The organism is Paraburkholderia kururiensis JCM 10599 = LMG 19447 (assembly GCF_003986935.1).
In the GTDB taxonomy this organism is placed as follows: domain Bacteria; phylum Pseudomonadota; class Gammaproteobacteria; order Burkholderiales; family Burkholderiaceae; genus Paraburkholderia; species Paraburkholderia kururiensis.
In genome coordinates, this window is record NZ_RJZE01000009.1 from 38,068 (window position 1) to 60,564 (window position 22,497).

General features: G+C 68.1%; 21 protein-coding genes. 9 read left to right on the top strand and 12 right to left on the bottom strand.

Annotated elements, in window-relative coordinates; translation table 11 throughout:
* Positions 1–36: 36 nt before the first annotated feature.
* Both PKKP23_RS12450 and PKKP23_RS12455 read right to left on the bottom strand, forming a co-directional pair.
* Positions 37–549 carry a BCAM0308 family protein gene (locus PKKP23_RS12450; protein ID WP_126877120.1) on the bottom strand — a complete coding sequence of 171 codons (513 nt, stop codon included), beginning with the start codon at positions 547–549 and terminating at the stop codon, positions 37–39.
* Between the two features lie 174 nt (positions 550–723).
* Positions 724–1,374 (bottom strand): BON domain-containing protein, encoded by a 651-nt coding sequence (locus PKKP23_RS12455; RefSeq protein WP_026121643.1) that lies wholly within the window; start codon positions 1,372–1,374, stop codon positions 724–726.
* A 635-nt stretch (positions 1,375–2,009) separates the two neighbouring features.
* On the opposite strand from PKKP23_RS12455, the gene PKKP23_RS12460 reads away from it, so the two are divergent.
* The 4 genes from PKKP23_RS12460 (at position 2,010) to PKKP23_RS12475 (ending at position 8,715) form a co-directional block, all read left to right on the top strand.
* Positions 2,010–2,855 carry a polysaccharide deacetylase family protein gene (locus tag PKKP23_RS12460; RefSeq protein WP_126877121.1) on the top strand — a complete coding sequence of 282 codons (846 nt, stop codon included), beginning with the start codon at positions 2,010–2,012 and terminating at the stop codon, positions 2,853–2,855.
* Between the two features lie 104 nt (positions 2,856–2,959).
* The gene (locus tag PKKP23_RS12465) at positions 2,960–4,330 is read left to right on the top strand and encodes a putative glycoside hydrolase (protein ID WP_420873223.1); all 1,371 of its coding nucleotides are present in this window, start codon (positions 2,960–2,962) and stop codon (positions 4,328–4,330) included.
* An 11-nt stretch (positions 4,331–4,341) separates the two neighbouring features.
* Positions 4,342–6,942: a serine hydrolase gene (locus PKKP23_RS12470; RefSeq protein WP_240658961.1), complete on the top strand. Its 2,601-nt coding sequence runs from the start codon at positions 4,342–4,344 to the stop codon at positions 6,940–6,942.
* A gap of 72 nt (positions 6,943–7,014) precedes the next feature.
* Positions 7,015–8,715 carry a bifunctional aminoglycoside phosphotransferase/ATP-binding protein gene (locus tag PKKP23_RS12475; RefSeq protein WP_126877123.1) on the top strand — a complete coding sequence of 567 codons (1,701 nt, stop codon included), beginning with the start codon at positions 7,015–7,017 and terminating at the stop codon, positions 8,713–8,715.
* Positions 8,716–8,784: 69 nt separating this feature from the next.
* Here the strand turns inward: PKKP23_RS12475 and PKKP23_RS12480 are convergent, their stop codons facing one another.
* From PKKP23_RS12480 to PKKP23_RS12515, 8 genes are all read right to left on the bottom strand, one after another.
* Positions 8,785–9,069 carry a DUF1488 family protein gene (locus PKKP23_RS12480; RefSeq protein ID WP_017775698.1) on the bottom strand — a complete coding sequence of 95 codons (285 nt, stop codon included), beginning with the start codon at positions 9,067–9,069 and terminating at the stop codon, positions 8,785–8,787.
* Positions 9,070–9,375: 306 nt separating this feature from the next.
* Entirely contained in the window at positions 9,376–10,839 is a 1,464-nt protein-coding gene (locus PKKP23_RS12485) for an efflux transporter outer membrane subunit (protein WP_126877124.1), read from the bottom strand.
* A complete protein-coding gene (locus tag PKKP23_RS12490; RefSeq protein ID WP_126877125.1) occupies positions 10,817–11,914 on the bottom strand; it encodes an HlyD family secretion protein in 1,098 nt (365 codons plus the stop codon). Before PKKP23_RS12490 ends, PKKP23_RS12485 begins: the two co-directional genes overlap by 23 nt.
* A complete protein-coding gene (locus PKKP23_RS12495) occupies positions 11,911–12,609 on the bottom strand; it encodes an ABC transporter ATP-binding protein (RefSeq protein ID WP_126877126.1) in 699 nt (232 codons plus the stop codon). The genes PKKP23_RS12490 and PKKP23_RS12495 overlap by 4 nt, the downstream gene beginning before the upstream one ends.
* 9 nt (positions 12,610–12,618) lie before the next feature.
* Positions 12,619–13,755: an ABC transporter permease gene (locus tag PKKP23_RS12500; RefSeq protein WP_017775694.1), complete on the bottom strand. Its 1,137-nt coding sequence runs from the start codon at positions 13,753–13,755 to the stop codon at positions 12,619–12,621.
* A 42-nt stretch (positions 13,756–13,797) separates the two neighbouring features.
* Positions 13,798–13,989: a DUF2964 family protein gene (locus PKKP23_RS12505; RefSeq protein WP_026121641.1), complete on the bottom strand. Its 192-nt coding sequence runs from the start codon at positions 13,987–13,989 to the stop codon at positions 13,798–13,800.
* A gap of 68 nt (positions 13,990–14,057) precedes the next feature.
* Positions 14,058–14,531: a universal stress protein gene (locus PKKP23_RS12510; protein WP_126877127.1), complete on the bottom strand. Its 474-nt coding sequence runs from the start codon at positions 14,529–14,531 to the stop codon at positions 14,058–14,060.
* Between the two features lie 55 nt (positions 14,532–14,586).
* Positions 14,587–15,633, bottom strand: a complete 1,047-nt coding sequence (locus tag PKKP23_RS12515; RefSeq protein ID WP_017775691.1) for a universal stress protein — start codon at positions 15,631–15,633, stop codon at positions 14,587–14,589.
* A 314-nt stretch (positions 15,634–15,947) separates the two neighbouring features.
* Here PKKP23_RS12515 and PKKP23_RS12520 point away from each other — a divergent pair, with 314 nt between their 5' ends.
* Positions 15,948–16,754: a DUF72 domain-containing protein gene (locus tag PKKP23_RS12520; protein WP_176048967.1), complete on the top strand. Its 807-nt coding sequence runs from the start codon at positions 15,948–15,950 to the stop codon at positions 16,752–16,754.
* Here the strand turns inward: PKKP23_RS12520 and PKKP23_RS12525 are convergent.
* Positions 16,738–17,448: a TetR/AcrR family transcriptional regulator gene (locus tag PKKP23_RS12525; protein WP_126877128.1), complete on the bottom strand. Its 711-nt coding sequence runs from the start codon at positions 17,446–17,448 to the stop codon at positions 16,738–16,740. The genes PKKP23_RS12520 and PKKP23_RS12525 overlap by 17 nt on opposite strands.
* A gap of 287 nt (positions 17,449–17,735) precedes the next feature.
* Here PKKP23_RS12525 and PKKP23_RS12530 point away from each other — a divergent pair, with 287 nt between their 5' ends.
* The 3 genes from PKKP23_RS12530 to PKKP23_RS12540 all read left to right on the top strand — a co-directional run bounded on the left by PKKP23_RS12530 (position 17,736) and on the right by PKKP23_RS12540 (position 20,048).
* A complete protein-coding gene (locus PKKP23_RS12530; RefSeq protein ID WP_017775688.1) occupies positions 17,736–18,515 on the top strand; it encodes an amino acid ABC transporter substrate-binding protein in 780 nt (259 codons plus the stop codon).
* A 91-nt stretch (positions 18,516–18,606) separates the two neighbouring features.
* Positions 18,607–19,281, top strand: coding sequence for an amino acid ABC transporter permease (locus PKKP23_RS12535; RefSeq protein ID WP_017775687.1), 675 nt, complete (start codon positions 18,607–18,609; stop codon positions 19,279–19,281).
* Complete coding sequence (locus PKKP23_RS12540) at positions 19,281–20,048, top strand: amino acid ABC transporter ATP-binding protein (protein WP_126877129.1); 768 nt, start codon at positions 19,281–19,283, stop codon at positions 20,046–20,048. Before PKKP23_RS12535 ends, PKKP23_RS12540 begins: the two co-directional genes overlap by 1 nt.
* A gap of 186 nt (positions 20,049–20,234) precedes the next feature.
* Here the strand turns inward: PKKP23_RS12540 and PKKP23_RS12545 are convergent, their stop codons facing one another.
* Complete coding sequence (locus PKKP23_RS12545) at positions 20,235–21,710, bottom strand: RNA polymerase factor sigma-54 (protein ID WP_026121640.1); 1,476 nt, start codon at positions 21,708–21,710, stop codon at positions 20,235–20,237.
* 333 nt (positions 21,711–22,043) lie between these two features.
* On the opposite strand from PKKP23_RS12545, the gene PKKP23_RS12550 reads away from it, so the two are divergent.
* A complete protein-coding gene (locus PKKP23_RS12550; RefSeq protein WP_126877130.1) occupies positions 22,044–22,388 on the top strand; it encodes a BON domain-containing protein in 345 nt (114 codons plus the stop codon).
* Positions 22,389–22,497: the final 109 nt, after the last annotated feature.

Here is a 22,497-nt window from a genome sequence, read left to right on the forward strand (position 1 = left end):
GTTTTCCGCCTCGTTGCGGTGGTCTCGTCGCGATGCCTATTTACCCGTCGCGCCGCGCGACCACGCGCCGCGCAACAGGGCTTCGTTCTCGCCGTAGCTGATGGTGAGTTCGCCCTGGTGGGCTCTGAGCATCGCTTCGCCCAGCCGGCGCACGAGATGCGGGCCCGTGGTGCGCACCACCACCTGGCCGTCGGCGGAATCGATCGCCATGATGCGTTCGAGCGGATGCTCCTTTTCCTCGCCCGCGGCCTGGTTGCGCAAGAGGCCGAGCACGTCGTCGACGTGAGCCTGCAGGTAGTCGCCCGAGAGCACGAGTTCGCCCGCGGGCGCGCCTTCCAGAATGCGGCGGCACGCGGGGCAGACGATCTGGCGCGCGTCGTCCGCCGCGGCGCGCCAGGTCCAGCGGCCGTTTTCACAGGTCGCGCCGCACTGGCTGCAAGTGGTTCCGCCTGCCTCACGCTTCGGCTGACGGTAGCTGTCGTCGGTACGGGCGCCGGGTTGATGGTCGCGGCGCATTTTCGTGCCGCCGGGTTCAGTGGAACGGGTCATGATGTGTGTCCTCTTCCTCTATATCTGCTTCGACTATCTGCTTTGGCATCGGCCTGCGTATCTGCCTGTGCATGCGCTTCGGTACCGGCTTCGATACCGGCTTTGATGCCCTCTTTGACCAGCCGCGCAACGGCGGACCGGTGAAACTGCTGACGGCTCAATGCCGCGCCCGCGTCACGCCACGTTGAGATGGTCCACCACGGAGCGCACGCCTCTTGCCGACCACGCCGCCCCGCACGCCGCGCGCTTCTCGGCGAGCGAACTCACGGTGCCGGTGAGCGTGACGATGCCGTCGCGCGCGTCGATGGCAATGCCCGCGAATTCGCGTTGCGCGCGCCGCGCAAGTGCCGCGGCAATCTGCGTGCCGACGTCCGCGGCGGCTTCGTTCGCGCGCACCGCGATCTGGTTCATCACGCCCACCACGCCGCGCATGCGCGAGACGAGCATTTCGGCCGCGTGGCGCTGGTAGCCCCAGTCGACCTCGCCCGAGAGCGTGACGCAGCCGCGCTCCACCTCGACCTGGATGGACTCTTCGTCGAGCCCCTCCTGCCACTTCAGTGCGGAGACGATGGCCTGCGCCAGTTCCTCGTCGGAACGTGCGCCCGGCGGCGGCTCGGGCACGTCGAGTTCGAGCACGAGCGCGCGGCAGCCGCCCACGCGTTGCGCGGCCTTCTGGGCCGCGATCTTCTGCGCGCAGCTCGACACCGAGCCGCGCAGCGTGACGATGCGGTCGTGGACCGCCACTTCGATGCTGCGCGCGTCGAGCGCGGGGTCCCAGTACAGCTCCTGTTCGATGTCCTGCTTGAGTGTTGCATCGGACTTCATGAGGCGTCTCCTGCGCGGTGAAGTGCACGTGAATGGAAGAGCAAGGCGCGAGAAATGCGTGAGCAACGAATGCGTGAGCAACGCGCGAGATTCGGCCTCCAGCATCGCGCACACGCCCTGGCAAATGTTGATACCGATCAAGCGGGCGCCACCCTGCTCAAACGGCCGCGAAACGCGAATAACGGGGATGCGGTGCTGCGCGCGCCGCCGCTGCGGGGCGCGCACGGCCAAAGGCGGCTTCTCGTGGGCGCGTAACCGTTTTCACGGGGGCGGACCCGCTTGACTCAGATCAAGCCAGCAAGGGCGCTCGACGGGTCGAATACGTCCAACGCGGCGAAATGCGGCCTCGTGCCGCTTGCCCGATAGCGATTGACCGAAGCGGCAATGAACCGGCGATTCGGGCGCGCAACCGCCGCGCGGGTGCGCACAAGCGCGCCATGGCAATGAGACATCGACGAAACGTCGGCAGAACGCGGTAACTGGCATACCCAGGCACACCGAGGCACACAGCAAGGCACAGAGCAAGGCACACAGCAAGGCACACAGCGGGCAAAGAACAGGCAGAGGCTTGAATGCAACAATTTTTCGGACGGGGGTGGCGTATGTTTGCGGCAGGTATTGGCTGGACGACCTGCATGGCCTGGGCCGGCGGCGCGGGTGGCGCGCCGGTGGGTAGCGCACCGGACCCGCAGGGCACACGGGAAGTCGCGATTCTCGTTTATCACCGCTTCGCCGAAACGGCGGAAGATTCGATGACGGTGCGCACACAAACCTTCGAGGCGCAGCTGCGCTTCCTGCGCGAGCACGGCTATCAGTTCGTGCCGCTGCGCGACGTGGTGACGTGGCTGCGCGCGCAGCAGGACGAGGCGAAACGTGCGCCCGCGAATGCATCTGCTGGCGGGCCGGCCAGCACACCCGTCACGCTGCCGCTCAAGGCCGTGGCCCTCACCGTGGACGATGGGCACCGTTCCGTCTACGACGTGATGCTGCCCATCGTGCAGCGCGAGCATTTGCCCGTCACGCTGTTCGTCTATCCGAGCGCCGTTTCCAACGCGCCTTATGCGCTGACGTGGAACCAGCTGCGCACGCTGCACGACACCGGACTCTTCGACGTGCAGTCACACACGTGGTGGCATCCGAACTTCAACATCGAACGCCGCCGCCAGGCACCGGACGAGTTCCGGCGCTTCGTGCTCACGCAGTTCAAACATTCGCGCGAGCGGATAGAAGCCGAGGTCGGCACGGACGTGGACATGCTCGCGTGGCCGTTCGGCGTCTACGACGAGGAACTCGTCACGCTTGCGAGCGAAGCGGGTTACAAGGCGGCCTTCACGCTCGAGGCGCACAAGGTGACGCCTCGCGCGCGGCTCCTCGCCATGCCGCGCTTCCTGATGGTGGATGCCTGCACGCCCGCCGTGCTCGCGCGGCTGCTGGGCGAAACGGTGACGCCGGCAGTGTCGTCCGGGGAGTCCGCACGATGAGGGCCAAACCTGGCAGAAGGGGGAGGCCTTTGCGGGCGAGCGTGTTGGCCTGGGTTCGTGGCGTGCTCGACAGGGGCTTCGCCGGCGGTCGTGCCGGGTCTCGCATCAACGCCCGTGCGGGCGCGAGGCCCGGCGCGCTCCCCGCCACCCTGGCGGCCGCGCTTGCGGCCAGAATCACAGCCGGGTTCGCAGCCAGAATCACAGCCAGCTTCGCAGCCACCGTCGCAGCCGCTTTCATCGCGGTCTTTGTCGCCGCACTCACGCCGTCCCTCGCACTCGCCGCGACTGCCGCCATCAGCGGCGTCGTGATCGACGCCTCCACGCACGCGCCCGTGCCCGGTGCGACGGTCACCGTGGGCGGGGTTTCGCAGCACACGGACGCCAACGGCGCGTTTTCCAGCACGCTCGCCGCGCCCATCGTCGAAGCGCGTGCGCCTGGGTATCTGCGCGGCCAGGCCACCTCGGCCGGCGGCGAACCGGTGACGGTCGCGCTCACGCCGTTCCGGCCGCGCGCGGTCTATCTCTCGGTGTACGGCGTGAACAACGAAACGCTGCGCGAGGGCGCCGTGCGGCTCAAGGAAAGCAACGGCATCAACGCACTCGTGATCGACATGAAAGGCGATCGCGGTCTCACGCCCTACCCGAGCGCCGCGCGCGACGCGATTGGCGCCACCGCGCAACTGACGGAGCACGCGCCCATCCGGCGCGACTTCGCCGCACTCGTCGCTCAGCTGCACGAACAGGGCTTTTATCTGATCGCGCGCATCGTGGTGTTCAAGGACGATCCGCTCGCGAGCGCCCACCCCGAACTCGCCGTGCACGACGAAAGCGGCCACGTGTGGCGCGACCGCGAGCATCTGCAGTGGGTGGATCCGTCTTCGCACGCGGTGTGGGCGCACAACCTCGACGTGGCGGAGGAAGTCGCGCGGCTCGGCTTCGACGAAGTGCAGTTCGACTACGTGCGCTTTCCCGATGCGAGCGGCCTGCGTTTTGCCGAGCCCAACACGCAGGCGAACCGCACGGCGGCCATCGTCGGCTTCCTGCAGGCGGCGCGGGCCCGCCTTGCGCCCTACAACGTGTTCGTGGCCGCGGACATCTTCGGCTACGTCTGCTGGAATACCGACGACACCGCCATCGGCCAGCAGCTCGAACTGCTGGGCGGCCCGCTCGACTACATCTCGCCTATGCTCTACCCGTCCGGCTTCACGTGGGGCCTGCCTGGCTGCACGAAACCGACCACGGACCCGGGGCAGATCGTGCGGCGATCGCTGGCCGAAGCGAAGGCGCGCACCGGGCTGCCGGGCGTGCGGTTCCGGCCGTGGCTCCAGGCATTTCGCGACTACGCGTTCGACCACCGCGAGTTCGGCGCCGACGAAGTCCGCGCCCAGACCGACGCTGCCGACAGCGCGGACACCGACGGCTGGATGCTATGGAACCCGCGCAATCACTACGATCCGGCGCAGTTGCCGCATTGAGCGGGGTGCGCGTGCGACGGGACACGGGCGCCACGCGAAGCCATGCGCGGCGACGCGTTGCTGCGATGGCGGCGGCGCTCGTGAAGTGCCTGGGGCTCGTGGCATTCGCCGCGCTGTGGATGTTGACGAGCGCGAGCCAGGCTGAAACGCAGGGTGAGACCCGGGCTGAAAACCAGGCTGAGACCCGGGCTGAGAACCAGGCCGATACCCAGCCCCAGCCCCAGACCGGGAACGCCGCGCCGCCCGCCACCACCGCCACCACCGCGACACCCGAAGCCGCCCCGCCCGCCCTTACCGCATCGGCTTCTTCCCCAGCCGACTTCGACGCCGCCACCCGCACCCAGCTTGCGCAGATCGTCGCGGGCCAGATCGCCGCGCATCGCCTGCCCGGCGCAGTGGTCGTAGCGGGGGATGCCACCCACATCGCGCTGCATGAAGCGTACGGCGACCGCATGGTCACGCCCGAGCGCGAGCCGATGACCGAAGACACCGTGTTCGACCTCGCCTCGCTCACCAAGGTCATCGCTACGACGACGGCGGTCATGCAGCTCGTGGAGCGCGGCCGGCTCGAACTCGATCAGCCCGTCGCGCATTACTGGCCCGCGTTCGCCGCGGGCGGCAAAGACGCCATCACCGTGCGGCAACTGCTCACGCATACCTCGGGGCTACCGCCCGACCCACCGCTGCCCGCGCCCGCCGCACCGGACGAAGCCCGCGCCGCGCTGCTGCGCGGCATCGCGGCGAGCACGCCCGCAACGCCGCCCGGCGAACGCGTGATCTATAGCGACATCAACTTCATCGTGCTCGGCGAACTGGTGGCGCGCGTGTCGGGCATGCCGCTCGACGCGTGGTGCCGCAAGCACGTCTTCGCCCCGCTCGGCATGCGCGACACGATGTTCCTGCCCGACGCGGCGCACATTGCCCGCACGGCACCTACGACGATGGACCATGGGAGCCTGCGGCGCGGACGCGTCCACGATCCCATCGCCGCGCGCGCAGGCGGCATGCTGGGCCACGCGGGCCTTTTTTCGACGGCTGCGGACCTCGCGCGCTTCGCGCAGATGCTGCTAAACGGCGGGCAGCTTGGCGGCGTACGCGTGCTCACGCCGCCAAGCGTGGCCGCGATGGCCACACCGGACACGCTGGACACCCTAGGCCGGGCCGGCTCGTGGCGCGGCCTCGGCTGGGAAACGGGCGCGCCGCTCGTCGCGAACCGCGACCGCCTGCCGGCGGTGGGCACGATGAGCCACACGGGCTACACGGGCACCGCGCTCTGGATCGATCTGGCCACGGGCCGTTTCGTCGTGATCCTGACCAACCGCGTGCATCCCGACGACAGCGGCGACGCCCGGCCGCTGCGCGACCAGATCACGTCGCTGTTCGCGAGCCGCCAGGCGCCGCTGTCCGCCGCGGCCCTCGCGCAACGCGCGCCATGGGCGGCCCCGGCGCTCGCGTTCGCGGCCGTGTTGCCGGCATCGTACGGACCCGTGGCAACCGGCATCGACGTACTCGAAGCCCAGCAATTCGCGCCGCTCGCGGGTTTCAACGTGGGGCTCGTCACGAACCGCACCGGCTTCGACGCGCAAGGCCACCGCACCGTCGACGTGCTGGCGCGCGCACCCGGCATGCGGCTCGTGGCCCTCTTCGCGCCCGAGCACGGCCTCACCACCGACGTGGACGAACGCGTAGCGGACACGCACGACGCCGCCACGGGGCTCGTCGTGCACAGCCTTTACGGACGCGGCCAGCGCTTCGCGCCGGAATCGCTCGACGGCGTGAGCGCGCTCGTCTTCGATCTGCAGGACGCGGGCGTGCGCTTCTTCACCTACGAGACCACGCTCGGCTACGCGCTGGAGGCCGCGGCCGCGCGCGGCATTCCGCTCTTCGTGCTGGACCGCCCGGACCCGCAGGGCGCGGACCGCTTCGGCGGCCCGGTGCTGGATGCCGGACGCGAGTCGTTCACGGGCTACTTTCCGCTGCCGCTGCTGCCGGGCCTGACCGTGGGCGAACTGGCCGCGCTCTTCAACGCGGAACGGCACATCGGCGCGGACCTGCGCGTGATTCCGATGGCAGGCTACGCGCGCGCCATGCGCCCTGCCGACACGGGACTCGGCTGGGTACCGCCGTCGCCGAATCTGCGCACGCCCGCGCAACTCGACCTGTACCCCGACGTGGCGCTGCTGGAAGGCGCGAACGTAAGCGTGGGGCGCGGCACGGCGCATCCGTTCGAATGGATCGGCGCGCCGTGGATGGATGGTGCGAAGCTGGCAGCCGCCTTGAATTCGGCGCAGACCGACGTCCGCTTCGAGCCCATCGACTTCGTGCCCACCGAATCGCGCTGGCACGGTGTGCTGTGCCACGGCGTGCGCGTGGTGAAGGCGAACCCGGCACGCGAGCCCGCGCGCGTGGGCCTCACGATGATCGCGACGCTTCACGCGCTCTGGCCCGACACCTTCGACCTGGCCGCGACGCGCGACGCAGTGGGCTCGACGCTCGTCTCCAACGCCCTGCGCGACGCCGCAGTGGACGCCGCGGTAGACACCGCCGCCGCCATCGCAGCCGCCGACAGCGCACGCTTTCGACGCGTGCGGGCACGCTATCTGCGCTACTGAACCGAGCCCCTGCCCATCATGACGATGCCACGCCGCCGCCCGCCTTTGCCTCATCCGTCTTTGGCTCGTTCAATGCACTCGCCTCATCGACGCACAGGCACGCGCTTCGTGCCACGCGAGGCGCGACACGAAGCGCGCGCCGTGGACGCCGCCCTGCGCCGCGCCGTGACGTACCGGCATCCGGCGGGACGCATCCGGCGCGTCGAAACGCACATCTCCGTGATCTACCTGGCCGGCCGTTTCGCCTACAAACGGATGAAACCCGTCAACTTCGGCTTCGTGGATTTCGGCTCGCTTGCCGACCGGCTGCGTTGCTGCGAGGCCGAGTTGAAGCTGAACCGGCCGCTCGCGGGGCCGCTCTATCGCGCGGTGGTGCCGGTGGTCCGCACGGGGCGTCGGTGTGCGTTGCCTGCTGCCGGCCACGACCGCGGCCGCACGGTCGACTACCTAGTGCAGATGCGCCGCTTCGACGAGTCGCAGCTGTTTTCGAAGCTCGTCGTACGAAACGCGCTGGCTGCCGTGGATATCGACCGCGCCGTGGACCGGCTCGCCGCCTGGCATCTGCGTGCGCCGCGCCGCTCGCCGCATCCCGGCTACGGCGGTGCTGAGCAGCTTCGCGCGCAGGTGCAAGCGGTGCTGCCACCACGTACCGACGAGCCGGGCGGCGCAGCGCTGCACGCGTGGATCGAGAGCCAGTTCGCGCGCCTTGCCCCGCTGCTGGAGGCGCGCCGCGCCGCGGGCTTCGTGCGCGCCTGTCACGGCGATCTGCACCTCGACAACGTCGTGCGCCGCGGCCACGACGCGCTGATGTTCGACTGCATCGAATTCAACGACGCCCTGCGCTGGAACGATGTCGCGAACGACCTCGCCTTCTTCCTGATGGACCTTGAAGCGCATGGCCGCGCCGATCTCGCACGGCGGGCGCTGGACCGCTGGCTTCAGGCCACGGGCGACTTCGCGGCGCTGGCCCCGATGCCGCTCTACCTCGCTTACCGGGCACTCGTGCGAGCGATGGTGGCGAGGCTGAAAGCGCAGACCGTGCGCGCGGCGCGCGGCGTACGGGGACAATCGCCGGGCGCGTCGGCCCCACCCGACTACGCGCAGGTGGCCATGCGCATGACGGCCCCGCGCCGGCCCTTTCTGCTGCTCTGCCACGGCTATTCGGGCTCGGGCAAGTCGGTGGCAAGCCGCGCGCTCGCACGGCAGAGCGGCGCGATCCGCGTGGCGAGCGACACGGAGCGCAAGCGCGCGCGCCCTCTGTCACCGGTAGTCGAACGGACGTTGCCGGCCAGCGCCTACACGCCCGCGGCCATCGACGCCGAATACGCGCATCTGCTCGACATCGCCGAACAGATTCTCGCGGCCGGCTACCCCGCGCTCGTGGATGCCACGTTCCTCAAGCAGGCGCACCGCGCACGCTTCGTCGCGCTGGCGCGCAAGCTCGGCGTGCCCGTGGTTCTGCTCGATTTCGACGCGAGCCGCACGTGTCTGGAAGCGCGCGTGACGACGCGCTCGGCAACGGGACGCGATGCATCCGATGCGGGCCTCGCCGTCCTCGCGGCCCAGCTTGCGCAGGCGGAACCGTTCACGGCGGACGAGGCAGCGCTCGTGGTGCGTTTCAACACGGAAGTGGCGCCGGCGTGCTTCGAGACGGCCGAATGGTGGGCGCCGCTCTTTGCGCGCCTGCGGGCGGTTGCGGGGGTGGCGCCACGTGCCGTTGGCGCGGGCGGTGTGCCGTCAGACTCGTCAATGCTGGACGGGGCCTGCGAATGACGGTCGTGCGCTGAGGTGCGCTCGCTTATCACCCGAGGCGGCCGAGGTCGGACGCTTTAGCTGGACGCTTCAACCCTGCGATTCGTAGAAGCGGAAATAGCCGCTATGCAGCAGCACGGGCTTCGCGCCCAATTCGCCGAGCAGCGTCCTTGCTGCCCGTTCGATTGCGGGCCGGTTCGCGTTGAACGCCTGGATCAGGTCTTCCTCGCGCGGGGACGCGGCGCCGAAGTGGTCTTCGAGCGCCTCGGCCGTGATCGTGCACTGCACGTAGGTGTCGTCCACGATGGCGGGGAACGTGAGAACGAGATCCCGGCCGTCGTACGCGGGGGGCTCGGGAGGAAAGGAAATCTGCATGATCGCGGCCTGTGGGTAGCGGGCTGTTCAGACGGGGTTGCCGGGATGGCGGGTCGTTCCGGCGAGGGTTCGTCGCATGCCGCGGCGCGCCTCGCACGCCGTGGCTCTGAAACCAGCATAGGGGGCGTGTGCGGCATGCGCTTGACCTGAGTCAAGCGCGGCGGAGTCGGTCGCGGCCCTTGCGGTTGTGCGCGAAGGCAGGCTCCGTGTGCGCGACGGCGTCGCCTTTCGTGCCACCTCTCGTGCCACCTTTCGTGCCACCTCTCGCATCGCCACGCCTGGGCGCCATCGCTTCCCTCCCCCGTCCTATCGCGCCTCGTTCCATCCGCCGCCCAGCGCCGCATAGAGCGCTACGGTGTCCTGAAGCCGCTGCGCGTTCGCCTGGAGCCAGGCAATGCGCGCCTGGTGGTACTGGCCGTCCGCGATGAGTATTTGCAGGTAATCGACGGTGCCCACCTCGTAACTCACCTTCAGGAGCCGCAGCGCCTCCGACGACGACTCCACCGCCCGCGTCTGCGCCGCGAGCGCCTCGGCGTCGTGCTGGAGCGCGCGCAGCGTGTCGGCCACCTGCTGGAACGCCGCCAGCACCACCTGCTGATACGCGGCGCGCGAAGCGTCGTAGGCGTCTTTCGCGGCTTCGCGCTGAAACCAGAGCGAGCCGCCGTGAAAAAGCGGCGTGGTGGCGTCGGCGCCCACCGTCCAGGCCTTGCCCGCGCTGCCGAAGAGCGTTGGCACGGTCGTGCCGTTGAAGCTGCCCGACGCCGAGAGCGTGACCGAAGGCAACAGCGCCGCCGTCGCCACGCCGATGTTCGCGCTCGCCACATGGAGCGCCGCTTCGGCCTGAAGAATGTCGGGCCGGCGCGCGACGAGCGCGGACGGCACGGTCTCGGGCAGCGTGGCGGGCAGCGCGATGTCGCTGAGCGACACCGGCGGTGCCTGCCAGTCCGCGGGCAGCCTGCCGGCGAGCGTGGCGAGCAGGTGTTCGGTCTGCGCGCGCTTCTGCGCGAGCGCGGGCAGCGAGGCCTGCAGCGTCGCGCGCTCGTTTTCGAGCGTGAGCACCGCCGTCCACGCCGCCGTGCCGGCCTCGTACTGCGCCTGGGTGAGCGCGATCTGTTCGTCCACGAGGCCGATCATTTCCTGGGTGGCCGTGATCTCGTCGCTGTAGGCCGCGCGCGCGATCATCGCGTTGACCACATTCGAAGTGAGGGTGAGCCACGTGGCGACGAGGGCGTAGCGGTCGGCATCGACCTGCGCCGCGAGCCCTTCCACGGCGCGCCGCTCGCCGCCCCAGATGTCGAGCGCGTAACTGATGCTCGCCGACAGCGTGAAGAGATTGAAGATCGTGGGCGCGGCGCCGCTGCCCAGACGCGCGCCGACGTAGCGCTCGCGCAGCGCGCTGGCGCCGGCATCCACCTGCGGGAAGAACACGCCTGCACCGGCGCGCAGTTCGTGCTCGCTGCGCCGCAGCGACGCCTGGGCGCCTGCGAGCGTCGCGTTGCCGGTGAGCGTCTCGTCGACGGCGGCGTCGATGGCCTTCGACTGGAACAGCGTCCACCAGTCGTCGCGCAGCGGCGCGCCGGGCGAAAACGTCTGCGCGGCGCCGGCCGCGGTGAGCGTGGCGGGCAGCGGTTCGCCGGGCAGATAGCGGTCCACGTGCGGCGTGCCGGGCTTCGAAAAATTCGGGCCCACCATGCAGCCCTGAAGCGCAAGCGCACCGAGACAGGCGGCGAGCGCAAAGCGCGCGCGCCTACTGGGCAGCAATGTACACATCGACGAGTTGTCCCGGATAAAGCCGCACGGCGTTCTGCGGCGCAACGCGGAAAATAACCGGCAGCACGCGCACGTCCACGCGCTCGGTGCGCTGGTCCGAAAGCTGGATCTTCGGCGTGACGTAAGGCTGGATGCGCACGAACTCGAGTGGCACGTCCACCTGGGTGCCGCGCACGAACATGCGCGCCTTCAGCTTGTGGGCCGCCGTGTTCGCATCGGGCAACCGGTTGATGAGAATCTCGTCCACGTAGCAGCGCACGTTGAGCCGGTTCGACGGCGTGCCGAGCACCACGACGGGCGCGTAGCCCTGCGAATAGGTCTCGTAGACGCCCTGCGACGAGACGTAACCGCCCGTCGCGGCATTGACGGCGAGCGCCACGCCGTCTGCCGGCGCACGCAGCGTGTAGCGGTCAAGCAGCGCGCCGGCCGACGCCGCGGCCTTGCGCAGCGCCACGACCTGGCGCTCCTGGTTGCGCACGTCGAACGTCCAGGCGCCCGCACGCGTGAGCTGGTATTGCCTCGTCACCACGTCCAGATTCGCGCGCGCCACCTTCACGCCGTTGGCGGCGTTGTCGAGCGCGTCGCGGCTGATGGCCTTCGGGTCGATGTCATGTGCGCGCTGCTGTTTCGCGTACTGGTCTTCGGCGGTCTTGAGCGTGGCGGCAGCGGCCGTGACCTGCGCGCTTGCCACATTGAGCGTTTCGGGACGCGGCTGCGCGTGCAGTTCGTCGAGCATGGCCTGGGCCGCGTCCGCCTGCGCCGCCAGTTGCTCGGCCGTGGCGCGCTGCACGGTGTCGTCGATGGTGAGCAGCACGTCGCCGGCTTTCACGGCGGCACCGTCGCGCACGAGAATGCGCGTCACGCGCCCCGAGACGTCCGGATACACGTTGACGTTCGCGCCCGCGGGCTGATCGCTCTCCACGATGCCCTCGGCGTACACGCCCTGCGCGTAGGGATTCGACGCCGGTTTGAAGACGGGCGGCTGCGGCTGCTGCTGGATGCCGTACACCCACGCCGCGATCATGGCGGCCACGAAGCCCACGAAAGCCGCCGCGAACAAGAGCTTCTGCCTCACTCCCCGCCTCCCATTTCAATGCCCTTGAGCTGGCCGTCCTCCATGCGCAGGATGCGGTCCGCGTAGTCGAAGATGCGGCTGTCGTGCGTGACGATCACGATGCAGCGCGTGTCGCTCAGCACCTGGTGCTTCACGAAGTCGATGATCGAGCGGCCCGTGTCGCCGTCGAGCGACGCCGTGGGCTCGTCGAAGATCAGGATGTCGGGCTGGCTCACCACGGCGCGCGCAATCGCCACGCGCTGTTGCTCGCCGCCCGACAGCTTCACGGGCGCAATGCCCGCGCGGTTGCCAAGGCCGACGATGTCGAGATACTTGCGCGCCTCGGTCATGGCTTCGTCCCAGGGGCGCCGCTTGAGGATCAGGGGAATCGCCACGTTTTCCGCGGTGGTGAGACGCGGGAACAGGTGGTAGTCCTGAAACACGAAGCCGATGCGGTTCAGGCGAAAGTCAGCGATTGCGTCGTTGGGCTGCTTCCAGAGGTCCACGCCGTCCACTACCACGTCGCCGCCATCGGGCCGCAGGATGCCGGAGATCACGCTCAGGAGCGTGGTCTTGCCGCTGCCCGACGGTCCCACGATCAGCAGCATCTCGCCGAAGCGCGCCTGCATGCTGACGTTCGCGAGCGCGCGCGTGCGCGCCTCGCCTTCGCCGAACCATTTGTCCACGCCGTGCGCGTCGATTGCGAGTTTCGTCATCGCCCGTACCTAGCCGCGGAAGATGTCGAACGGCTCAATGCGCAGCACGCGGCGCACGCCGAGGTAGCTCGACAGCGCGGCGATCACCACGACCATGCCGAACGCGAGCAACAGGTTGAAGTACGTGATGAGCGCCGCGTAGCCGGGAATGCGCAGCCGCACGAGGCTGATGAGCCCCACGCAGATCCCGACGCCGAGGCCGTAGCCCGTCAGCGCCGTGAAGGTGGCCTGAAACAGGATCATGCCCACCAGTTCGTGGCTCTTCGCGCCGATGGCCTTGAGCGCGCCGAATTTCTCGAGGTTTTCGAGAATGAACGTGTAGAACGTCTGCCCCGAAATGGAGAGCCCCACGATGAAGCTGATCACCGTCATCAGCAAGATGTTGGTGCCGAGCCCCGTCTCGTACTTGTAGAAGCGCGAGATGCGCTGCATGAACTCTTCCTTGGTGTAGGCCACGTAACCGAGCGACTTCACCACGGCCTGAATGTGGGCAATGTCCGCATCGGATTTCGGCTCCACGAGCACGTACGAGGTCGTGTAGCGCGCGGACGGAATGTATTCGACCGCCCGCGTGTACGTGGTGTAGAGCGTGGGCGTGCCGAAGAGGCCGCTGCTCGACACGGTGGCGATGCCCACGATCTTGCCGCGGTGGTCGTTCAGTTCGAAGTCCGTGCCGAGCGTGGGGTTGTTGAGCTTGACGAACTCGGCGTCGTCGATGGCGATGAAGCCGTTTTCCGCGTAGATGTCTTCGATGTGGCCCGTCTTCATGCGCGGCCAGCCGTAGAGGCTCGTGTCGTCGAGGCCGATCACCGTCACCGCCTGGTAGGTGCCGTCGCGCAGCTTGACGAGCGCGCCGCCCGAGTAGAGCGGCACGGCGTACTTCACACCGTCTATGCTGCGCACCGCGTCCAGCACGTAGTCGGGCATGCCGATGCTGTTGGCGATGGTCTTCACCGCCGGGTCCATCACCCAGACCTTCGCGCCCACGTTGATGACCGTGGCCGACGAGCGGTTCAGCACGCCCGAGAACAGCGAGGTCATCTGCACCATCAGGAACACGGCGAACGTGATGCCGACGATGAGCGCGGTGAACTTCGCGCTGTCGTTCACGAGCAGCTTGAACGCCAGCCGCAAGATTCCCTTCATGTCGTGGTGCTCCTGCGGCTTCGTTTCATCGCGTATGGCGTGTCAGGCGTCGTCCTTCGGCGTGGGGTTGAGCAGCATGACGAACCCCGCGATCCCCACCACGACGGCCGCCATGCCATAGCGAAACGACGCGCCGGCCTCGAACAGCAGCCCGTGAATGACGAAGCCGAGGCCGGCCAACGCTGTGAACACGGCAATCGCCGCGAGAACGATCCGATACTCCTTGCGCACCATGGCTGGCTCCCCGTGCTTCGCGCCGTCTTTGGGTCCGTTGAATAGCCGCTGTGCCTTACCGATGTAGCTCATGACTTCGCCGCCGCCTTTTCCACGTCGTCGCTGCGCACGAGCAGCACCGGGCAGGTCGAGAAGCGCAGAAACCGTTCGGCCACGCTGCCCAGCACCACGCGCCGCACGCCGCGCCGGCCGTGCGTGCCCATCACCACGAGTTCGGCGCCGTAACGCTGGGCGCAGCGCTGCAGGCAGGCCGCCACGTCGTCGCCGGCGCTTTCGGTTTCCACGAGTTCGGTGTCGCCCGCGAGGCCCGCGGCAGCTACCGCCTTGCCGGCGGCTTCGAGCGCTTCGGTGCCGTCGCGGCGAAACGCGTCGAGCAGCGCGACCGGGTCGTAGTAACCCGCGTAAGTGAAGAGCGCGGACTTGTCCACCACGTAGACGCAATGCACGCTGCCCTTGCCGAGCGACGCCATGCGGACCGCCTCGTTCAACGCGCGTTTGGACGATTCGCTACCGTCAACCGCCACCAGAATCTTTTGATACATGACTCACCTCTGTCTCTTTGTTGATGTGTGCGCCCGGCGCGCAGGACTGCTGGCACTACAGAAAAACGGTGGGCTGGACGGCCCTCGGGGCTTCACCCGGTATTTCAGCGGGCGACTCTGCTTCGGCTGCGCCGGCGGTGCTCGCGCGCGCTTCGACTGCATGCGCCTGCGCCACGCTCGTCGGCGGACACACCAGCACCGCGCAGGGCGTGTCGCGCAACGCGCGCGCGGCCACGTTGCCCGCCATCCAGTGGCCGGGACCGCGCCCGCCATGCGAGCCGATCACGACGAGGTCGGCGTGCCACTGCTTCGCCTCGCGCGTGATCGCGCTGGGCACGTCGTCGTCGGTCTCGCCGGTTTCGATGCTGCCGACCGGCGCCATGCGCCCGCAGCCGCCGATCAGCGCCGCAGCCGCCTTCAACGCGCGGCGCCCCTCTTCGTCCACGATGGCCTCGCGCCAGCGCCTCGGCATGCCGAGGGCGCGGTCCGCCACATGGATGGCGCGCAGTTCGGCTTGCGGCGGCGTCACCGCCAGGGCGATGCGCAGGGCGAGCAGCGACGTGTCGCTGCCGTCCACGGCCACGAGCACGCGCTCGAGCTTCAGGTCGTCGCCGGCCAGCCGTTGCGCGGGCACGTAAAGCACTGGGCAATGCGTGCCTGCGGCCACTTCTTCGGGGTCGAGCCGGCACGCCCAGCGGTGCCCGTGCGGATGCGCCGAGACGGCGACGAGGTCTGCGCCCCACGCCGCCGCGGCGTGACGCAACGCGTCGGGTGCATTCGTGCGGCCGGCCGACAGATCGATCAGATCGGCCTCGGGCACGACACCTCCGTGCGCGAACTCGCGGGCCGCATCGCAGAGCGCCGCGTGCGCCCCGTACACCATGGTCCGATGCGCGTCGTCCCAGTCGGGATAACTGAGCATCAGCGTCGGGAAAAGCGTGACGGGATTGCAGACCACGTCCGTGAGCCGCACGCGTGCATCCGCGGCGGCAAGCCGCAGCGCGAACCGCGTGAGCGGCCGCAGTCCGCTGCCGCCTTCTGTTGCGACCAGAAGCCGCCTGAAGGCGAACGGTGTTCCCCCATCGTGTGCTGAATCGTCCATGACTGACCTCGCGCCGTGAAGCTCGCTGCGCCTGCGCGCGTTCGATCTTTCGATGCAGGACACGCGCAGGCACACCACTCATGCGTTCATGATCGGTGCTGGCGGCCGGCCGGGGTTGACGTGGGTCAAGTTACCTTTTGGCGCGTGGCCGACGAGGACGGTGGGGTCGCGATACGTGGGTCGTCGAGGGGTAGCCGAAGGACCGAAGAGCCGAAGGGCCGAAGAGCCAAATGCGGGCCGCGCCCTGGCTCGGCTACACTGCTCCGCTCCTACAGCACGGCCGCAGCGCCACCGTTGCGCGGCACATTCCACCCATGAAAAACACGCCTCAATCGCGTATCCGCATCGGTATCGGCGGCTGGAATTACGAGCCGTGGCGCGGCGCCTTCTACCCCGAAGGACTCACCCAGAAGCGCGAACTCGAATATGCGAGCCGCGTGCTCACGTCCATCGAGATCAACAGCACCTACTACGGCTCGCAGCGCCCCGAGAGCTTCTTGAAGTGGCACGACGAAACGCCGGACAAGTTCGTGTTCGCCGTGAAGGCGCCGCGCTTCGCGACGAACCGGCGCGTGCTCGCCGAAGCGGGCGCCTCCATCGAGAAATTCTTCGCGAGCGGCGTGATGAATCTGAAGGCGAAACTGGGCCCCGTGAACTGGCAGTTCGCGCCTACCAGGGCCTTCGACCCCGACGACTTCGCGGCCTTCCTGGAACTGCTGCCTGCAAGCGTGGCGGGCCAGCCGGTGCGCCATGCGCTGGAGGTGCGCCACGAGAGCTTCCGCTCGCCGGCATTCATCGCGCTCGCGCGCGAGCACGGCGCGGCGGTGGTGATTGCAGGGGATTCGGACTATCCGCAGATCGCGGATCTGAGCGCGCCGTTCGTCTACGCCCGCATCATGGGCACCGCCGAAGGCGAGCCGGAAGGCTACACGGACAAGGCACTCGACCGCTGGGCCGAACGCGCCCGCACGTGGGCTGCGGGCGGCATGCCGGACGATCTCGCAACGGCGGGTGCGAAACCGCTGCCGGCGAAGCACCGCGACGTATATCTCTACGTGATCAGCGGACACAAGGTCCGTAATCCCGCTGCCGCCGCGGCGTTGATCAGGCGGCTGGCGTAGGCGCGCCGGGGTCGGGTGTCTTCTGCCCGCCCGAAGGCGCAGGCCACCGGCCGTCCTGCCGGAACAGGTAGCCCACCACGGCGCGCATCACGCGCTGCTCCAGCGCGGCGGCGGCGCTGTCTTCCTGGATGTCGTCCTGTTCGCCCGCGGCGTCGATCATGCCGCGCGTCATCGCGAGCACGTCGGCTGCGGCGGTAGCGGGGTCGGCCAATGAAGGCGCATCGGCGCGCGTGAACGCCTCCCGAAGAATCGCGACGATCGTGTCCGCCACGTGCTGTTCGCGCTCACCGAGCGGCAAACGGCGTTCCTCGAAGTCGATCAGGCGAGCCAGCACGGGCCGCCGCGTCTGGTGCCGCACCGCACCGCGGATCAACAGGCGCAGCGTACCTTCGCAGCTGGGCGCCTTGCCCGCTTCTTGCACGTCCGCCACGAGCGTGGCGGTTTCGCGATCGATCAGCGCGGCCGTGAGCGCGTCGCGATTCGGAAAGTACTGATACAGCGAACCGATGCTGACGCCCGCGCGCTCGGCCACGGCATTGGTCGTATAGCCTTCGAAGCCCGCCGTTTCCAGGATGCGCGCCGCCGCTTCCAGAATCGCCTCGACGGTCGCGGCCGAACGGCGCTGCGCGGGCCGCTTGCGCGGGGCCAGCGGATCGGCTCGACGGGACGCGGCAGCGGACGAAGAACGGTTCATGGCAAGGGGTGGCGAAGGGAGCGAACGGAAGACGCGAAGCCGCAAGCGGGCGGGTCTGAATACGAGCGAACGCTCGGATTTTATTCGGTTTCACGGCCAAAGCAGGCATCCGGCATGCGCGCCCATGCCTACGCGGACGCTTCTTTATTACCGCAAGGCATATTAATCAGGTACCAAATGCTTTGTGGAAATAACCGGTTTTTGCTACAGTCCGCTCCACCAGCGCGACCGCTGACATTGCAGAGGCCGGGCGCGCGGAACATTACTCATCACGGAGCCACGCAAACATGAAAATCATCCGCTCTCTTCTGTTGATCGGACTCCTGCAGGCAGCCGCGGTCACCGCCGCGTTCGCCGCCGACGACCTCGCCCAGATCAAGTCGGCCGGCGCCATCAAGATCGGCACGGAAGGCACCTACGCGCCGTTCACGTTTCACGATGCTTCGGGCCAGTTGACCGGCTTCGACGTGGAGATTGGACGCGCCGTGGCGCAGAAGCTCGGCGTCAAGGCCGACTTCGTGGAAGGCAAGTGGGACGGCCTCATCGCGGGCCTCGATGCAAAGCGCTACGACGCCGTGATCAACGAAGTGTCCGTCACGCCGGCGCGCAAGGAGAAGTACGACTTCTCCGACCCGTACATCGCCTCGCACGCGGCTCTCATCGTGCGTGCCGACAACACCACGATCAAGAGCTTCAAAGACCTGAAGGGCAAGAAGTCGGCCAACACGCTCACCAGCAACTTCGGCAAGATCGCCAAGGACAACGGCGCCGAAGTGGTGCCGGTGCAGGGCTTCAACGAATCGATCGACCTGCTCACCTCGGGCCGCGTGGACGCCACGGTGAACGACAGCCTCTCGTTCCTCGACTTCAAGAAGCACCGCCCGGATGCGAAGGTGAAGATCGTCGCCATCGACGATTCGCCTGACAGCGACAAGTCCGCCATCCTGATCCGCAAGGGCAACCCCGAACTGCAGGCCGCACTGAACAAGGCGCTCGCCGAGCTCAAGGCCGACGGCACCTACCAGAAGATTGCCGACAAGTACTTCGGCAAGGACGTTTCGAAGTAAGCTCCCGACACTGAGCGCATGACGGGCCGTGCCGCCAACGCACGGCCCGTCTGCATTGGAGCAACGAACAAGAGAGGAGCGAATCCGCACCATGCCCGCCACGCTGCACCTGATGGCAGACTCCCTGTGGCCCCTGCTCTACGCGGGGCTCGTCTTCACCGTTCCCCTCACGCTGATCTCGTTCGCACTGGGGCTCGCGCTTGCCTTCGTGGCGGCGCTCGTCCGGCTGTTCGGCCCGAAGTGGGCCGTGGCCGTGGTGCGCTTCTACGTGTGGCTCATTCGCGGCTCGCCGCTGCTCGTGCAGCTCTTCGTGATCTTCTACGGCCTGCCCAACGTGGGCATCGTGTTCGATCCGCTCACGGCGGCCATCATCGGTTTCACGCTCAACGTGGGCGCGTACAACTCCGAAGTGATTCGCGGCGTGATCGAGTCCATTCCGAAGGGCCAGTGGGAAGCCGCCTACTCCATGGGCATGACGCGCAGCCAGGCGCTGCGCCGCGTGATCCTGCCGCAGGCCACGCGTGTGGCGCTGCCGCCGCTGTCGAACTCGTTCATCTCGCTCGTGAAGGACACGTCGCTTGCCGCCGTGCTGACGGTGCCGGAGATTTTCCAGGCCGCGCAGCGCATTGCGTCGGTCACGTACGAGCCGCTCGTGCTCTACACAGAAGCCGCGCTCATCTATCTCGTGTTCAGTTCCGTGCTTTCGTCGGCGCAGGTGCGCCTTGAACGGCGCTTCGGTCAACATGCAGTGTTTCAGGGTCAGTGATGATCAGGCTCGAGAAAATCGAAAAGTATTTCGGCGACCACCAGGTGTTGAAGCCCGTGGACCTCACGCTCGAACAGGGCACGGTGACGGCACTCATCGGACCGTCGGGCAGCGGCAAGAGCACGCTGCTGCGCTGCGTGAACCTGCTCGAAATTCCGGACGCGGGCACGCTCGAAGCCGGCGACGAACGCATCACCTTCACGCGCGGCGGCAAGCCCGCGCGTGAAGCCGTGCTGCGCGTGCGCCGGCGCACCGGCATGGTGTTCCAGAACTTCCAGCTGTTCCCGCATCTGCGCGTGATCGAGAACGTGATGGAAGGCCTTATCACCGTGCAGAAATGGGACCGCGAGCGCGCGCGACAGCGCGCGCTGGACCTGCTCGCGAAGGTCGGGATCGATCACAAGGCGGATGCCTGGCCCATGACGCTCTCGGGCGGGCAGCAACAGCGCGTGGCGATTGCGCGGGCACTGGCGCCCTCGCCCGACGTGCTGCTCTGCGACGAGCCCACGTCGGCGCTCGACCCGGGCCTCGCGGCTGAAGTGGTGGACGTGCTGCGGCAACTCGCGCGCGAAGGCATGACCATGCTGATCGCGACGCACGACCTGCGGCTTGCGGCGTCGATCGCGCGCAGCGTGGTGTTCCTGCAAGGCGGCGTGGTGGTGGAAGCGGGCGCCGCGCGCGACGTCTTCACGCGGCCGCGCGAGGCCGAGACGGCACGTTTCGTCTCGACGCTCACGCAGGGGTTGCCGGAGGAATGGGCGGACTGAGTGCGGATAGAGCGGACTGAGGGCCAACCGAAGCGCCTCTGCCAGCGGCGAAGAGTTGGAGTACGGCCCGGCCGCAAACAACCGCGCAAGCGGCCCTCGTGGGCTCCGCAGACGCCAGGCGCGCCGGCCTCTTGCCCGATAACGCGTTCGCGCAACGCGCCGCGCCTCTAACTCTCCACGTGCCGCCTACAGATTGCGCCGCAAATCCGCCGGCGGCACCTTCATCTGCCGGCGGTACTTGGTGACGGTCCGCCGCGCCACCATCACGCCCTGATCGGCCAGCATCTTCGCGAGCGCCACATCCGACAGCGGCTCGCGCGCGTTTTCCGCCTCGATCATTTCCTTGAGCAGCGCCCGCACGGCGGCCGCCGAACACCGGCCGCCGCTCTCCGTTTCGAGTTCGCGCGGGAAGAAGTGCTTGAACTCGAAGATGCCGCGCGGCGTGGCCATGTACTTGTTGCCCGTAGCGCGCGAAATGGTGGATTCGTGCAGACCCAGTTCCTCGGCAATGTCGCGCAGCACGAGCGGCTTGAGCGCGATTTCGCCGTACTGAAAGAACGCGCGCTGGTGCTGCACGATGCACTCGCCCACGCGCAGGATGGTTTCGAAACGCTTCTGCGCGTTGCGGATCAGCCAGCGCGCTTCCTGCAACTGCTGCGCGAGCGGCGAATGGCTCGACCCGGCCGACTGCGCGAACAACTCCGCATAGAGCCGATGGATGCGCGCACGCGGCAGCACCGCGGGGTTGATCGTCACGACCCACTTGTTGCGCACGGGGCGCACGATCACGTCGGGCACCACGTAGCTGTCTTCGGCGCGGCCGTAGTGATTGCCGGGCTTGGGGTCGAGCTTGCGCACGAGTGCGCAGGCCACGCGCAGCGCGTCGGCATCGCAGCCCAGTTGCTTTTGCAGTTCCGCCTGTTCGCGACGTGCGAGCCGTTCGAGATGGTGAGCCGCGATCTCGCGTGCGATATTGCGGCCCGGCGTCGTGGCCGGCATGGCATCGAGCTGCAGCGTGAGGCATTCGGAGAGCGAGCGCGCGCCGATGCCCGGCCGGTCCAGCGACTGCACGAGCCGCAACGCGATCACGAGTTCGGTTTCGGTGAGCGGCGGCGCGAAGTCCGCCACTGCCGCGAGTTCGTCCAGGTCCTGGCGTAGATAACCATCGTCGTCGAGGGCTTCGATGATGATGCGGGCCGCTTCGCGGTCGCGCGGACCCAGCGGATAGAGACGCAGTGCCTCGTGCAACTGCTCGCGCAGCGTGGGCTGCATGCGAACCCAGTCCGCGGGATCGGAGCCCTGGCCGTCGTCGTCCTGGTTGCTGCGGCGCAGGCCCATGCGCTCGGGCGCGTCGGCCATATAACCGCCAGCCGGTTCGTCCTGCAGGGTGCGCTCGGCGCCCGACTCTTCGGCGACGCCCGGCATGTCGGTGGAAGCCGGCAGCTCGGCGGGCGCCGCGAGCCCGTCCTCGCGGGCGGGGGGCGGCGTGTCGCCGTCTTCGCCTGGCGCGGGCGTGTATTCGAGAAACGGATTGGTGTCGAGCGCGTTGCGCAGCTCCTGCTGGAACTCGAGCGACGACAGCTGCAACAGCCGTACGGATTGCTGCAGCCGGGGCGTGAGGGCGAGGTGTTGTCTTGTACGTAGCTCAATTGAAGGCGGCATGGCAGTCCTGAGTGAGTCATATCGATGACAGGCCTCTTTAAAGCAACTGCTATACCAGTGCAGGCAACGCATTGTTCCGTAAAGCGTTGGCGCGCGCGCGACGGCTGCTAACGTGTGTGCGGCATCGCGCTTTTTACAAACGTCTGGCAAGAAGCGTGCGCCGGTGTGCGGGACGCCGCATCGCGCAGCGCGCCACGGGCGGAAAACGCCAAAGGCACGGGCCGCGCGGCGTTGCGCCGGTAAGGCTTGCTGCGGGCGCATGACATGCCGCGGAGCGGCACGCGGCTTGCGGTAAAGGTGACTGCCAGTTCAGCACTCCGGGAGGAACGCACAATGAAAATCTCTCCAATGATTCAGTCCGTCAGCGTGATCGCCTGTACCGCCTGCGCCCTCTTCGCGCTCGACGTGAGCGCGCAGGAAAGCTCGGCACCGCCCGCAGGTTCCGAAACGATGGGTCAGCGGCTCGACGACGCCACCATCACGACGAAGGTGAAGGCCAGCCTGCTCAGCAAGAACGTGAAGTCTTCGCACATCCACGTGAAGACGCGCGACGGCGTGGTGTGGCTCACAGGCAGCGTGCCTACCTCGGGCGACCGGACGGCTGCGTCCGAAGTCACACAGGGACTCTCGGGGGTGAAGGTGGTGAAAAACGAACTGAAGGTGTCGGCGTCGGATTGATGACGGACGGCGGCACGGGTCGTGGGCTCGATGCCGCTACGTTGCTATGCCGCTGCTCTGCCGCTATCGCCGCCATGCCGATGTCGCCGACACGCCGCTGCCGCCGACA